The organism is Pseudomonas sp. GD03944, from assembly GCF_029839275.1.
In the GTDB taxonomy this organism is placed as follows: domain Bacteria; phylum Pseudomonadota; class Gammaproteobacteria; order Pseudomonadales; family Pseudomonadaceae; genus Aquipseudomonas.
Window position 1 is genome coordinate 281,559 of sequence record NZ_JAOCAH010000002.1, and the last position, 14,041, is coordinate 295,599.

Genomic DNA, 14,041 nt, shown 5'->3' on the forward strand with positions numbered 1-14,041 from the left:
CATGCTGTCCTTTATCGCCAGACGCCTGGGGTTGCTGATCCCCACCTTTTTCGGCGTCACCCTGCTGACCTTCGCGCTGATCCGCATGATTCCCGGCGACCCCGTGGAAGTGATGATGGGCGAGCGCCGGGTCGACCCGGAAATGCACGCCCAGGCCATGGAGCGCCTCGGCCTGAACAAACCGCTGTACGCCCAGTACCTGGACTACATCGGCCAGCTCGCCAGCGGCGACCTGGGCGAATCGCTGCGCTCGCGCGAAAGCGTGTGGAGCGAATTCATCGCACGCTTCCCGGCCACCCTGGAGCTGGCCCTGGCCGCCCTGCTGTTCGCCGGCACCCTGGGGGTGATCGCCGGCGTGGTGGCGGCGCTCAAGCGCGGCTCGCTGTTCGACCATGGTGTGATGGGCATTTCCCTGACCGGCTACTCGATGCCGATCTTCTGGTGGGGCCTGCTGCTGATCATGTTCTTCTCGACCGGCCTGGGCTGGACGCCGGTCTCCGGGCGCAACGACGTGCTCTACGACATCCCGCCGGTCACCGGTTTCATGCTGATCGACACCCTGCTCTACGACGAAGAAGGCGCGTTCCTCGACGCCGTGCGCCACCTGATCCTGCCTGCCATCGTGCTGGGCACCATCCCGCTGGCGGTGATCGCCCGCATGACCCGCTCGGCCATGCTCGAAGTGCTGCGCGAGGACTATGTGCGCACCGCCCGGGCCAAGGGCCTGTCGCCGGCCCGCGTGGTGTTCGTCCACGGCCTGCGCAACGCGCTGATTCCGGTATTGACCGTATTCGGCCTGCAGGTGGGCAGCCTGCTGGGCGGCGCCGTGCTGACCGAAACCATCTTCTCCTGGCCGGGCATCGGCAAATGGCTGATCGAAGCCATCGGCGCCCGCGACTACCCGGTGGTACAGAACGGCATCCTGCTGATCGCCTGCCTGGTCATCCTGGTCAACTTCGTCGTGGACATCCTCTACGGCCTGGTCAACCCCCGCATTCGCCACCAGCGCTAAGAGGAGCTGCCCATGTCCCTGCACCCGTCCTGCTGGCCAAAGCTCTATGTCATAGGGTGGACGACGCTTCAGCCGTCCCCCCTGAATAAACCGCAATGCGTAACCTGGGTTGAGCGCCGCGATACCCGGGAAACCTTCTCCCGGGTGTCGCCTCGCTCGACCGGGGTTACCCCAACATCACATATTCGTGAGGTGCGTCCATGACCTCGACCCCAGCAACGCCCCTCGACCAGAGCCTGCTCTACCCCTCGCCGCTGAAGGAATTCTGGCAGGCGTTTTCCCACAACAAGGGCGCCGTGGCCGGCCTGGTGCTCATCCTGATCATCGTGTTCTGCGCGCTGTTCGCGCCCTGGGTGGCGCCGCACGACCCGAGCGAGCAGTACCGCGACTTCCTGCTGACCCCGCCCGCCTGGCTGGAGGGCGGCCAGTGGCAGTTCCTGCTGGGCACCGACGAACTGGGCCGCGACCTGCTTTCGCGGCTGATCCACGGGGCGCGCCTGTCACTGATGATCGGCCTCGCCTCGGTGCTGCTGTCGCTGATCCCGGGCATCCTGCTGGGTCTGGTCGCGGGCTTCTTCCCGAGCCTGATCGGCCCGTCGATCATGCGCCTGATGGACATCATGCTGGCCCTGCCCTCGTTGCTGCTGGCGGTGGCCATCGTCGCCATCCTCGGCCCTGGCCTGATCAACACGGTGATCGCCATCGCCATCGTCTCGCTGCCGTCCTACGTGCGCCTGACCCGCGCCGCGGTGATGGGCGAGCTGAACCGCGACTACGTGACCGCAGGCCGCCTGGCGGGGGCTTCACTGCCACGCCTGATGTTCATCACCGTGCTGCCGAACTGCATGGCGCCGCTGATCGTGCAGGCGACCCTGAGCTTTTCCTCGGCGATCCTCGACGCTGCGGCCCTGGGCTTCCTCGGCCTCGGCGTGCAACCGCCGACCCCGGAGTGGGGCACCATGCTGGCGTCCGCGCGGGACTACATCGAACGCGCCTGGTGGGTGGTCACCCTGCCCGGCCTGACCATTCTGCTCAGCGTGCTGGCCATCAACCTGATGGGCGACGGCCTGCGCGACGCCCTCGATCCGAAACTCAAGAATGCCGTCTGAGGAGGCCACCATGCAGATCAACCCCGTGGAGCGCCGCCCATGAGCCTGCTCGACATCAAGAACCTCAGCGTGCGCTTCGGCGACGCCAACGCCGTGCCCGTGGTGGACGGCCTCGACCTGTCGGTGGGCAAAGGTGAGGTGCTGGCAATCGTCGGCGAGTCCGGCTCCGGCAAGTCGGTGACCATGATGGCCCTGATGGGGCTGATCGACGCCCCCGGCATCGTCACCGCCGACAGCCTGCAATTCGACGGCACCGACATGCTGCGCCTCAAAGGCCGGCAGCGTCGGCACATCATCGGCAAGGACCTGTCCATGGTGTTCCAGGACCCGATGACCGCGCTCAACCCGAGCTTCACCGTCGGCTTCCAGATCGAGGAAGTGCTGCGCCAGCACCTGGGCCTCAAGGGGCGTGCCGCCCGCCAGCGCGCCCTCGAACTGCTGGAACGGGTGGAAATCCCCGCCCCGGCCAGCCGCCTCGACGCCTACCCGCACCAGCTGTCCGGAGGCATGAGCCAACGGGTGGCGATTGCCATGGCGATCGCCGCCGAACCCAAGCTGCTGATCGCCGACGAACCGACCACCGCCCTGGACGTGACCATCCAGGCGCAGATCATGGAGCTGCTGCTGAACCTGCAGCGCGAACAAGGCATGGGTCTGGTGCTGATCACCCACGACCTGGCCGTGGTTGCCGAAACCGCCCAGCGCGTCTGCGTCATGTACGCCGGCCAGGCCGTGGAAATCGGCACCGTGCCCGCGCTGTTCGACGCCCCGACCCACCCCTACACCGAGGCGCTGCTCAAGGCGATTCCCGAGCACAGCCAGGGCGAACGGCGCCTGGCGACCCTGCCAGGCATCGTTCCCGGTCGCTACGACCGCCCCCAGGGCTGCCTGCTGTCGCCACGCTGCCCGTACGTCCAGCAGCGCTGCCGCGACCAGCGCCCGACCCTGGACCCACACGAGCGTGGCGCAGTGCGCTGTTTCTACCCCCTTAACCTGACCGCCGAGGTGGCTTGATGGACGCGCCCATTCTTTCCGCCCGTGAACTGACCCGGCACTACAGCGTGTCCCGCGGCCTGTTCAAACCCGCCGCCAACGTGCAGGCACTCAACGGCGTGTCGTTCGAGCTGCACGCGGGCAAGACCCTGGCCGTGGTCGGCGAATCCGGTTGCGGCAAATCCACCCTGGCCCGCGCCCTGACCCTGATCGAAGAACCCAGCTCCGGCTCCCTGCAGATCGCCGGGCAGGAAGTCGCCGGGGCCAGCCGGGCCGAGCGCAAGCAACTGCGCCGCGACGTGCAGATGGTGTTCCAGAACCCCTACGCCTCGCTCAATCCGCGGCAGAAGGTCGGCGACCAGCTCGCCGAGCCGCTGGTGATCAACACCTCGCTGTCGCGCAGCGAGCGGCGCGAGAAGGTCCAGGCGATGATGCAGCAGGTCGGCCTGCGCCCCGAGCACTACCAGCGCTACCCGCACATGTTCTCCGGCGGCCAGCGTCAGCGCATCGCCCTGGCCCGGGCGATGATGCTGCAACCCAAGGTGCTGGTGGCGGACGAGCCGACCTCGGCCCTCGACGTGTCGATCCAGGCCCAGGTGCTGAACCTGTTCATGGACCTGCAGAAAACCTTCAACACCGGCTACGTGTTCATCTCCCACAACCTGTCGGTGGTGCGCCACGTGGCCGACGACGTGCTGGTGATGTACCTCGGCCGCCCGGCGGAGATGGGCCCCAGCGAGCGGATCTACGAGCGACCGCTGCACCCCTACACCCGCGCCCTGCTGTCCGCGACCCCGACCATCCACCCGGATCCGGCCAAACCGAAGATCAAGATCGTCGGCGAACTGCCCAACCCGCTGGACCCGCCGGCCGGCTGCGCCTTCCACAAGCGCTGCCCCTATGCCAGCGAACGCTGCCTGAGCGAGGTGCCGCTGCTGCGTCCCCTGGATGGGCGGCAGGTGGCCTGCCACAACGCCGAGACCATCGGCGCCTGAAACCGCCGGGGCTTGCCTTGGCGGCCGTCGCTCAGGCCGCGTCCAGCTGCGCCCGCAACCGGCGCAGCACGGCCAGCGCCTGCGGGTTGTCGCCATGCACACAGAGGCTGTCGGCCTGTAGCTGCAATGGCTTGCCGTCGATGTCCGGGAAGGGCTCGCCCCGGGCGATCGCCAGGGCCTGGTCGAGAATGCGCTGCGGATCGTGGTGCAGCGCCCCACTCAAGCGCCGGGGCGCGAGCTGGCCATCGGCTTGGTAGGCCCGGTCGGCAAAGGCTTCGAACATCAGCGGCACGTCGGCCTCATCGGCCAGTTGCAGCTCGCGCCGGTTGTCGCGTAGCGCCAAAACCATCAGCGGCAGGCCCTTGCGGTACAGGGCGCAGGCCTCCAGCACCGCCGCCAGCAAGGCATCGTCACGCACCAGGTCGTTGTACAGCGCACCATGGGGTTTGACGTAGGCCAGCTGGGTGCCAGCGGCTCGGCAGAACGCTTCCAGCGCACCGATCTGGTACAGCACCAGCGCCGTCACTTCTTCGGCCGAACACTGCATCTGGCGCCGGCCGAACCCCACCAGGTCCGGATACGCCGGGTGAGCGCCGATGCGCACGCCGTGCTCCACCGCCAGGGCCACGGTGCGCTGCATGGTCAGCGGGTCCGCGGCATGGAAACCACAGGCCAGGTTGGCCTGATCCACCAGCGGCATGGCATGGGCATCGTCGCCCATGCGCCACGCGCCAAAGCTCTCACCCATGTCGCAATTCAGCAGGATTCTGTTCATGCCTTCAGCGTAGAAGGGCGCGGGCCTGAGGAAAAGCGCCGCCGGCCGATCACACGTGCAAACGGCTCGGCCCGTTCCGCAACGCGCCAGGCTGTACAAACAAAAACGCCGCGAATGATCGCGGCGTTTTCGTCAGCTCCAGGCCTTACAGGTAGAAGGCCTTCAGCGGTGGGAAGCCGTTGAATTCCACGGCGCTGTAGCTGGTGGTGTAGGCACCGGTGGACAGCCAGTACAGGCGGTCACCGCTGGCCAGGTTCAGCGGCAGGCCGTACTTGTAGTTCTCGTACATGATGTCGGCGCTGTCGCAGGTCGGGCCGGCGATGATGACTTCTTCCATCTCGCCCTTGCGCTCGGTCCAGATCGGGAACTTGATGGCTTCGTCCATGGTTTCGATCAGGCCGCTGAACTTGCCCACGTCGGTGTAGATCCAGCGCTCGACGGCGGTGCGCGACTTGCGGGCGATCAGCACTACTTCGCTGACCAGGATACCGGCGTTGGCGATCAGCGAACGGCCCGGCTCCAGGATGATTTCAGGCAGCTCGTCACCGAAGTCTTCCTTGAGGAAACGGATGATTTCCTCGGCGTAGGTTTCCAGGCTGTTGGTGCGGGTGATGTAGTTGGCCGGGAAGCCGCCGCCCATGTTGATCATCTGCAGCTGGATGCCGTCTTCTTCCTTGAGACGCTCGAAGATCACCTTGACCTTGGCGATGGCGGCGTCCCACACGTCGATGTCGCGCTGCTGCGAACCCACGTGGAAGGAGATGCCGTACGGCACCAGGCCCAGCTGCTTGGCCAGGATCAGCAGGTCCAGGGCCATGTCCGGGTTGCAGCCGAACTTGCGGCTCAGCGGCCAGTCGGCGCTGGTAGAGCCTTCGGTGAGGATGCGCACGTAGATCTTCGAGCCCGGCGCGGCCTTGGCGATGTTGCGCAGGTCGGCTTCGGAGTCGGTGGCGAACAGGCGCACGCCCTTCTCGTAGAAGTAGCGCACGTCGCGGGCTTTCTTGATGGTGTTGCCGTAGCTGATGCGATCCGGGCTGACACCGCGGCCCATGACCTTGTCCAGCTCGTAGATCGAGGCGATGTCGAAGCTCGAACCCTTGTCCTTGAGCAGGTCGATGATTTCGACCGCCGGGTTGGCCTTGACCGCGTAATAGACCTTGGCGAATTCGAAACCGGCACGCAGGTCGTCGTAGGCCTGGGCGATGATCTTGGTGTCGATCACCACGAACGGGGTTTCGTGCTGATCGGCGAACGCCTTCATGCGCTGGAAAGTAGCGGGTGCGTAGTAGTCTTCGACCTTGATCGACATGCTAGGACTCCAAATGGCAAAACCAGGAACACATTGATTCGGGCAATCGAACCGGGCACAGGTTCAATTGCGTGTCGGGGGTGTCAGCACCTGATGTGCCGACCGGAACGCCTGATCAGTTTCCCCACTTTGGTTCGCCTACTTCCCAAGGCATGTCGCCGAGTACCCGAGGGGTCTCTCGTCGTCAGTACTTGAGCCGGATGGATCGTTGCCAGCATGGACGTTCGGGCGCGAACTTTAGGACCATGCTGGTTGTATATCAACCAAAAATTTTCGCTGTTTTACAGACGGGCGCCAACTGTTTTTAATCCTCAACAAAACGTCCTGAATGCTGCACAAAACCTGGCGCGGACGCGGTTTTATGACAGGCGCCTGACAAGCGGCACGCCCGTCCTCGACACGCCCTTTCTGCCCTGCTTGTTTCCGGCGTCAGGTCCAGGCCAGCACCAGGTCGTCCTGGGCGAGAAAGCCTTTCAGGTGACGCTGCATCACGTCCTGCACTTCGAGCAGGTCCGCGGCGTTGTCAGCGGTGCAGGTCAGGCTCAGGCCCTGGGCGTCTGCCAGCAACTGGCAGTGGCCGATGGAAAACGTCAGCTCGCCCCGGGTTTCGTCCCACACGGCGGTGATCTTGTGCGAGAAGTGCTTGCACAGGCGGGACAGCAGGCGCGAGGCCTGGGGCGTCGGCAGGTAGCAATGGCTGGGTGACACGGTGGAACTCCTGTCAGCGATGATTGGCCAGTGGACGGTCCACCAGCACCAGGGGGAAGCCTTGGGAGCAGCGCTCGATGCGCGCCTCCACGCCATAGGCCAGGCGCAGCCAGTCAGGGTCGAGCACCTGTTCGGCCGGGCCCTGTCGGTAGCGCCCGCCGGGGGCCAGCAACAGCAGTTGGTCGCAGAAGCGCAAGGCCAGGTTGAGGTCATGGCAAGCCAGCAGGCCGATGCTGCCCCGCTCCCGGGTCAGTCGGTGCACGGCCTCCAATACCCGCAGTTGCCAATGCAGGTCGAGGGCACTGGTGGGCTCGTCCAGCAACAGCAGGTCCGGTGTGCCCACCATGACCTGGGCCAGACCGACCAACTGGCGCTGGCCACCCGAGAGTTCGTCCAGCCGTCGCAGGGCCAGGTCGCCGATGCCCAGCATCGCCAGCACCTCGGCGATCCGCTCACGCACAGCCACCGTACTCAGCTCAGGACAGCGCGCACGACAGGCGCCCTGCAGGCTTTCGTACGCCAGCAGCGAGGTGGTCTGCGGCAGTTGCTGCGGCAGGTAGGCCACGCGCTCGCGCTGCTTCCACGGCGCAACGCCGAGCAGCGGCGAATCGCCGAAGTGCGCCTGCCCCGCACAGGCCTGCAAGCCACCCAGGGCCCGAAGCAACGACGACTTGCCGACGCCATTGGGCCCCAGCACGGCCACCAGGCTGCCCGCCGCAATGGGGTGCAGGTTCAGGTCGTGGAGGATTCGCCGTCCGCCGTAGGCCAGGTTCAGGCCCTCTGCACGCAGGCTCATACGCCGCTGCTCCGACCACGGGCCAGGATCAAGCCGATGAAAAGTGGCACCCCGACCACCGCCGTCACCAGGCCTACCGGCAGGATCACACCGGGCAACAGGGCACGGCTGGCCAGCGAGGCCAGCGACAGCAGCAAGGCGCCGGCCAGGGCACTGCCCGGCAGGTAGAAGCGGTGATCCTCGCCCAGCAGCAGGCGTGCCACATGCGGGCCGACCAGGCCGATGAACCCCACCTCGCCGACGAAGGCCGTGGCCACGCCAGTGAGCAGGCTGACGCGCAGCAGCACCATCGTGCGCAGGCGACCAACACGAATACCCAGGCTGCGCGCTTGTTCCTCACCGGCCCGCAGGCTGGTCAGCGACCAGGCCTGGCGCATCGACCAGGCCATGCACAGCGCCAGCACCAGGGCCACCAGAGCGACCCGTTGCAGGTCGGCACGGGCCAGGCTGCCCAGGGTCCAGAACACGATCTGCTGCAAGGCATCGGCATCGGCGAGGAACTGCAGCAGGCCGACCAGGGCGTTGAGGCCGAACAACAGGGCGATGCCGAACAGCACCAGCGTGTGCAGCGCCGATCCCAGGATTCGTGCCACCGCCAACAGCAGCAGGCACGACAGGAAGGCAAAGATGAAGGCCGCCAGCGGCAGCAACAGGTCGGCGCCCAGGCCGGCGATGTTCGGGCGCAGCAGAATCACCAGCGCGGCGCCCAGGGTCGCCGCCGCGCCAACCCCCAGGGTGAAGGGACTGGCCAGCGGGTTGTTCAGCGCCGTCTGCATCTCGGCACCGGCCAGGCCCAGGCTGGCGCCCACCACCAGGGCCATCAGTGCATAGGGCACGCGGATGTCGAGGATGATCACCGCCTGCGCCGGGTCCAGCGCCTGGGGCTGCAGCAGCCCCCGCGCCACGTCCCACCAGCTCAGGCCAGCCGGGCCGGTAGCCAGGTCGGCGATGAAGCTGGCCAGCACCAGCGCCAGCAACCCGCCCAGACAGGCCCAGCGCCACCACAGGGTGCGCCGATAGCCGCGGTGCAGCGTCTGCTGCGCACTCAGCGCGGTCACAGGCTGATCCAGTACTGGCCGTCCAGCGCAACGGGCTGGAAGTCACGGTAGAACGCTTCCAGGGTATGCCGCGGATCGACGTCGGCGAACGCCTCGGGGTGCAGCCACTTGGCGAAAACCTGCACCGCCACCACGTTGAACGGGCTGTTGTAGAAGCCATGCCAGATGGCATGCACCCGCCCTTCGCGCACCGCCTTCAGGTGCTGCAAGCCACCACGCCCGACCAGCCGTGCCAGGGACACCAGCGCCGGCTCCGCCTGCACGCCAGGACCCAGTGCGATGTAGGACGCACCGGCCGCCAGGCTGTCCGCCGAACCGACGGCGCTGGCGATGTACAGGTCTGGCGGCTCGCTGAGCAGCAGTTCCAGGTTCAGCACGCCGGCATGCCCGGGCAGACGGTCGCGGGCGATGTTGTCGCCCCCCGCCTCGGTCAGCAGGTCGGCGAACATCCCCCGTGCCATGCTCTCGCAGCAGCCGTCGCCCAGGCCGGCGCGGCTGTGCAGGAACACCTGCGGCCCCGGCGCTTGCGGCAGCCGCTCACGCACCGCCGCCAGCGCGGCGGCGTGGGCAGCGTTGAAGGCGTCGGCCCGGGCTTCACGCCCCAGCGCACGGCCGAGCAGCGTCATGCTGCGCGGCGTGTTGGCCAGGGGCTGCTCGCGAAAATCGACGAACAGCACCGCCACACCGGCGCGCTGCAACTGCTCGATCAGACGGCCCTGTGCACTGCTCGGCCCGTGCCCGGAGAGGCTGAAAATGGCCAGATCCGGACGCAGCGTCAGCACCTGTTCCAGGCTGAAGGTGTCGGCCGAACCCTGGCCGATGCGCGGCACCTGGGCCAGCGCCGGAAACGCCTGCTGGTACTGCCGGGCACTGCCCGGGTCGATCAGCGCCAGGTCCGCCGGCATGCCCACCAGGCGTTGCAGCAACTGCTCGCGTTCGAGCACCGCCAGCACCGGCAGCAATCGCCCTTCACCCAGCACGATGCGCTCGACCTTGGCGGGCACCTCGACCTCACGCCCGGCCAGGTCGGTCAGTACCTGCGCATGCGCCTGTCCCTGTGCGAGAGTTGGCAACGCCAGCCCCAGCAGTACAGCCAGAATCACCCGGTGCATCAGATCCGCCACGCCAGACCCAGACGCAGTTCACGACCCGGCTCGAACGAACCATAGACCGCCTCGTACCCCGGAATATGCCGGAAGTCTTCGTTGCTGGCGTGGTCCACGTACTGCTTGTCCAGCAGGTTCTTCAGGGTCAGGGTGAAGGTCAGCTGCTCCGGCAGCGCCTGCCACTCGGCGGACAGGTCATGCACGCCGTAACCCGCCTTGGAAACGTCGCCGGCGCTGGTGTCCAGGGAGTCGATGCCCCGCACGAAGCGGCCCTGCCAGCCAAGGGTCAGGCTGTCGCTGACACGGTAGTCGGCGAAGGTGGTCCAGGTGTCGCCCAGGCTGGTGCCCAGGCCGTTGTGCTCGTAGACGTTGAGACGGTCGCCATCCAGACGGGCATCGTTGCGGTGGTAGCTCACGCCCAGGCTGACCTGCTGCCAGTGGTAGGCGGTCTGCAGCAGCAGGCCCTTGGTCTTCAGGTCGCCGATGTTCTGGTACAGCGCGGGCGGCTCGACCGGGTCGGCAATGGCGTCCTTGATTCGCGTCACGTAGGCCTTGGCCGACAGTTCCAGGCCGCCGTCGCGGTAGTCGAAACCGACTTCCTCGGTGCGCGCCTTCTCGGCCTTGAGGTCCGGATCGTTGCCGGCAACGTCGAGCTTGAACGCATCGCGCACCTGCGGCCCGCGCAGCGCCTGGGAATGGCCGGCGAACACCGCCAGCTCAGGCGTCAGCTGGTAACGCAGGCTCAGGTTGGGGCTGACGCCGTCTTCACGGAAGCTCTGCTTGGCGCGGTCGTCCAGCTTGTAGCGGTCGTAGCGCAGGCCGGCGCTGAGCAGCAGTTGCGAGGTGATCTGGTAGGCGTCCTGCACGTAGAAGCCGATGACTTCGCCGTCTTCGTGGTCCAGCTCGCGGTCACCTTCCGGGCCGAGGGTGGTGCGGTCGTCGCGGTAGTCCGTGCCGTAGGTCACGGTGTGCGTGCCGATCCGGCTGGTGTTGCGCAGGTCGTAGCCGGTGCTGCGGGTGTCACCGAAGTACAGGCCGAAACGCCCATCCTGCTCCAGCTCGTTGGTGGTGTGGTAGGCGGTCAGTTCCAGGTCCAGCAGGTCGTTGTCCAGCGCCTGCCAGGCATAGTTGGCCGTCCAGGTCTCGCGCTCGGTCTGCAGCGGGTACAGCGGGTTGCGCGGGGTCACGCCCCATTGCGGGCGCTGCGGGCGCTCGCCCTCGTCGAGACGGCGCTCGTAGCTCAGGCGCAGGGTCTGCTCCTCGTTGAGCTTGCCCACCAGCTTGGCGTAGCCGAACTTCTGCCGCGAGGCGGTGCCGAGCACGTCGTCGTTGTTGCCGTCTTCGTAGTCGTTCTGGTCCTGGTAGCTGGTCATGGCCAGGGCCGACCAGTTCTCGCTGAACCGCCCGAACACGCTGGCGCTGGTCTTGTAGCCTTCGCCATTGCTGAAGTAACCAGTCTTGAGCAGCGCACCGAGTTGCTCCCCTTCACGCAGCAGGTCATCCGGGTCCTTGGTGACGAAACGCACCGCACCGCCCAGGGCACCGGGGCCGGCGGTGGCATCACCGGTACCGGCCTGCACTTCGGCACGCTTGAGCAGTTCCGGCTCGATGCTGATGCGCCCGGTGTGGTGGAAGGTCTGCCCTGGCTGGCTGGCACCGTCGATGGTGATGTTCAGCAGGGTGTCTTCCAGGCCGCGCAGGTACAGTTTCTGCGCCGCGGTGGAGCCACCGGCCACGGACACTTCGGGGTTGGACTCGAACACTTCCTGCAGGTCGCTGGCCTGGTAGCGCTCCAGTTGCTCGGCTTCGACGCTCTCGCTGCGGTCCAGCGCGGCGGCGGTAATTTCCTGTGCGTTCAGCTCCAGCGGCTGGGCGCTATGCGCCTGAGCAGCGGCGAGCAGCCCGCCAAAGGTGACAGCGCCAAGCAGACTCAGGCGATACGGGCAATGCGACATGATCGTTCCTCCCCAGAAAAGATGTGAATGTTTCGCATTTGCGAATTCTCATCACATCCGCGGCCCCAGGGAATCACTTTTACAACTGTTACACCGCCGCACGGGGCAGGCGCATTTCCATGATCAGCCCGCCCTCGCGGCGGTTGCGCGCACGGATGCTGCCGCCCGTGGCGCAGATCTGCCGCTGTGCCAGCGCCAGGCCCAGGCCGAACCCGGCACGCTCGCTGCCACCGCGGAAGAACGGCTGGAAGATGCGTTCCAGCCACTGCTCGGCCACCCCCGGCCCCTGGTCGGCAACGGCCAGCAGCCAGTGGCCCTGCTCTTCTGCTAGGTCGACGTCCACGCGGCCGCCAACCGGTGTGTGGTCCAGGGCGTTGCGCACCACGTTCTCGATGGCCTGGCCCAGCGCCCGGCTGCTGCTGCCATGCAGCGGTGCGCTGTCCGGCAACTGGCAGGCAATCTGCCGGTCCGGGTACTCGAAGCGGGCGTCGTCGAGAATGCTGTCGAGCAACTCGGACAGGTCCAGGCTCTCGTCGCGCAATTCCGGCCGTTCGTTTTCCAGCCAGCTCAGGGTCAGGGCATCCTCGACCAGCCGGCGCATGCCGCTGCAATCCTCGCGTATGCGGTCGAGCAAGCCGCGGTTGCCGCCGTCCTGCTCGGCCAGGCTGACCGCCATCTCGATGCGCGTCAGCGGCGTGCGCAACTCATGGGACATGTCCGCCAGGCGCTGACGCTGGTCGATGATCAATTGCCCGGTGCGTTCGGCCATGGCGTCGAACGTGTCGGCCAGGCTCGCCAGCTCGTCGTTGCGCGAACCGAGCAGCGAGCGCACCCGCACATCCAGGCGGCCGTCGCTGAACTGCCGGGTCGCCTGGTCCAGGCGACTCAGCGGCTGCATCAGGTGACGGTAGAGGATCAGGCAGAGAATCAGCAGCAGCACCAGCGGCACCACCAGTTGCAACAGCAGCTTGGCGTAGTGCCAATACAGGCCGGGGCGCATGCGCTGCGGCAGCTGGATGAGGAAATGCGCGCTGCCGTCGCTGAAGGGGATGTCCATGATCGGGTTTTCATGGAAGTACAGGTGAATCTTCCAGCTCAGGTCGCGACCCAGGCCGAAGCTCTCGGTGAAGCGCTGGGACAGCACGCTGCCGGCCAGCGGGCGCACTTCGGCCTCGACCAGCGCGGCCCAGGTCTGCTCCTGTTCCTGCAGGGTGTCCAGCCAGCGCTTGAGCGCCGCGTGGTCGCCGGAGCGGTACATGGCTTCGGCCTGCTGGGCGTAATGGCGCAGGGTCTGCTGGTGCTCGGTGTCGATGAAGCTCATGCGCTCCTCGTTCTGCCAGGCGACCCGGGCGATCACCCAGAACAGCACCACGCTGCCCAGCGCGATGACCAGGCACAGCTTCCAGAACAGGCGCCGGTTCATACGAAGCTGTACCCACGGCCGTGCAAAGTCTGCAGGCGGTCGGTGGCCAGCCCGGCCTCGGTCAGGCGTCGGCGGATGCGGCTGACGTGCATGTCCAGGCTGCGATCGTAGGTGCTGTACTCGCGCTCCAGTGCCACGCGGTAGAGGTAGGGTTTGCTCAGGGCTTCGCCACGGTGACTGACCAGCAGCCAGAGCAGGCGGAACTGCAGCGGCGTCAGCGCCAGGTCGCACTCGCCGACCCGGGCCTGCTGGGCATGGCGATCCAGGTGCAGGGTGTCCACCTGCAGCTGCTCGGCCTGGCTGCCGCGGGCCAGGTCGTGGCTGCGGCTGCGGCGCAACACGGCGTCGATGCGCAGTTGCAGCTCGGTGATGTTGAACGGCTTGGGCAGGTAGTCGTCAGCGCCGTGGCGCAGGCCGCGGATGCGCTCCTCTTCGGCTCCGCAGGCGGTGAGCATGATCACCGGCACCTGCTGCTGCTCGCGCAGGCGGCGCAACACCGTGAAGCCGTTGACGTCCGGCAGCATCACGTCGAGCAGCAACAGGTCCGGCTGCTCGTTCAAGGCCATGTCCAGACCGCTCTCGCCCAGGTGGCTGGTGAGGGTCGCATAGCCCTGGCCACGCAGCAGCTCGCCGAGCTGGGCGGCCAGGGTGCGGTCGTCCTCGATGATCAGGATGCGGGCGAGGCTGGCGGTCATGGCGGGTGCTCGGAGGGTTAAGGCGAATGATTCTCATATATAACCATGAGAACTGCAAAGCCCCTGCACGCCGTAAGGCAAAAAACGGCGGGGACGGCTCAACACCG

General features: G+C 66.8%; 13 protein-coding genes. 4 read left to right on the plus strand and 9 right to left on the minus strand.

The window, feature by feature from the left end; genetic code table 11:
- The first annotated feature begins 1 nt into the window (after nucleotide 1).
- From N5C28_RS05035 to N5C28_RS05050, 4 genes are all read left to right on the plus strand, one after another.
- Entirely contained in the window at nucleotides 2-1,012 is a 1,011-nt protein-coding gene (locus N5C28_RS05035) for an ABC transporter permease subunit (protein ID WP_279820775.1), read from the plus strand.
- Between the two features lie 200 nt (nucleotides 1,013-1,212).
- Nucleotides 1,213-2,121 (plus strand): ABC transporter permease subunit, encoded by a 909-nt coding sequence (locus tag N5C28_RS05040; RefSeq protein WP_279820776.1) that lies wholly within the window; start codon nucleotides 1,213-1,215, stop codon nucleotides 2,119-2,121.
- 39 nt (nucleotides 2,122-2,160) lie between these two features.
- The gene (locus N5C28_RS05045; protein ID WP_279820777.1) at nucleotides 2,161-3,135 is read left to right on the plus strand and encodes an ABC transporter ATP-binding protein; all 975 of its coding nucleotides are present in this window, start codon (nucleotides 2,161-2,163) and stop codon (nucleotides 3,133-3,135) included.
- Nucleotides 3,135-4,109, plus strand: coding sequence for an ABC transporter ATP-binding protein (locus N5C28_RS05050; protein ID WP_279820778.1), 975 nt, complete (start codon nucleotides 3,135-3,137; stop codon nucleotides 4,107-4,109). The genes N5C28_RS05045 and N5C28_RS05050 overlap by 1 nt, the downstream gene beginning before the upstream one ends.
- A gap of 31 nt (nucleotides 4,110-4,140) precedes the next feature.
- Here the strand turns inward: N5C28_RS05050 and N5C28_RS05055 are convergent, their stop codons facing one another.
- The 9 genes from N5C28_RS05055 to N5C28_RS05095 all read right to left on the minus strand — a co-directional run bounded on the left by N5C28_RS05055 (nucleotide 4,141) and on the right by N5C28_RS05095 (nucleotide 13,934).
- Nucleotides 4,141-4,884, minus strand: coding sequence for a LamB/YcsF family protein (locus tag N5C28_RS05055; protein WP_279820779.1), 744 nt, complete (start codon nucleotides 4,882-4,884; stop codon nucleotides 4,141-4,143).
- A gap of 145 nt (nucleotides 4,885-5,029) precedes the next feature.
- A complete protein-coding gene (locus tag N5C28_RS05060; RefSeq protein ID WP_279820781.1) occupies nucleotides 5,030-6,193 on the minus strand; it encodes a type III PLP-dependent enzyme in 1,164 nt (387 codons plus the stop codon).
- Between the two features lie 429 nt (nucleotides 6,194-6,622).
- Nucleotides 6,623-6,901: a DUF2218 domain-containing protein gene (locus tag N5C28_RS05065; RefSeq protein WP_279820783.1), complete on the minus strand. Its 279-nt coding sequence runs from the start codon at nucleotides 6,899-6,901 to the stop codon at nucleotides 6,623-6,625.
- A 13-nt stretch (nucleotides 6,902-6,914) separates the two neighbouring features.
- The gene (locus tag N5C28_RS05070; protein WP_279820784.1) at nucleotides 6,915-7,697 is read right to left on the minus strand and encodes an ABC transporter ATP-binding protein; all 783 of its coding nucleotides are present in this window, start codon (nucleotides 7,695-7,697) and stop codon (nucleotides 6,915-6,917) included.
- Nucleotides 7,694-8,755 (minus strand): iron ABC transporter permease, encoded by a 1,062-nt coding sequence (locus N5C28_RS05075; RefSeq protein ID WP_279820785.1) that lies wholly within the window; start codon nucleotides 8,753-8,755, stop codon nucleotides 7,694-7,696. Before N5C28_RS05075 ends, N5C28_RS05070 begins: the two co-directional genes overlap by 4 nt.
- Nucleotides 8,752-9,867: an ABC transporter substrate-binding protein gene (locus N5C28_RS05080; RefSeq protein WP_279820786.1), complete on the minus strand. Its 1,116-nt coding sequence runs from the start codon at nucleotides 9,865-9,867 to the stop codon at nucleotides 8,752-8,754. The genes N5C28_RS05075 and N5C28_RS05080 overlap by 4 nt, the downstream gene beginning before the upstream one ends.
- Complete coding sequence (locus N5C28_RS05085) at nucleotides 9,867-11,816, minus strand: TonB-dependent receptor (protein ID WP_279820787.1); 1,950 nt, start codon at nucleotides 11,814-11,816, stop codon at nucleotides 9,867-9,869. The genes N5C28_RS05080 and N5C28_RS05085 overlap by 1 nt, the downstream gene beginning before the upstream one ends.
- An 88-nt stretch (nucleotides 11,817-11,904) precedes the next feature.
- Nucleotides 11,905-13,239 carry a sensor histidine kinase gene (locus N5C28_RS05090; RefSeq protein ID WP_279820788.1) on the minus strand — a complete coding sequence of 445 codons (1,335 nt, stop codon included), beginning with the start codon at nucleotides 13,237-13,239 and terminating at the stop codon, nucleotides 11,905-11,907.
- The gene (locus N5C28_RS05095; RefSeq protein WP_279820790.1) at nucleotides 13,236-13,934 is read right to left on the minus strand and encodes a response regulator transcription factor; all 699 of its coding nucleotides are present in this window, start codon (nucleotides 13,932-13,934) and stop codon (nucleotides 13,236-13,238) included. Before N5C28_RS05095 ends, N5C28_RS05090 begins: the two co-directional genes overlap by 4 nt.
- Nucleotides 13,935-14,041: the final 107 nt, after the last annotated feature.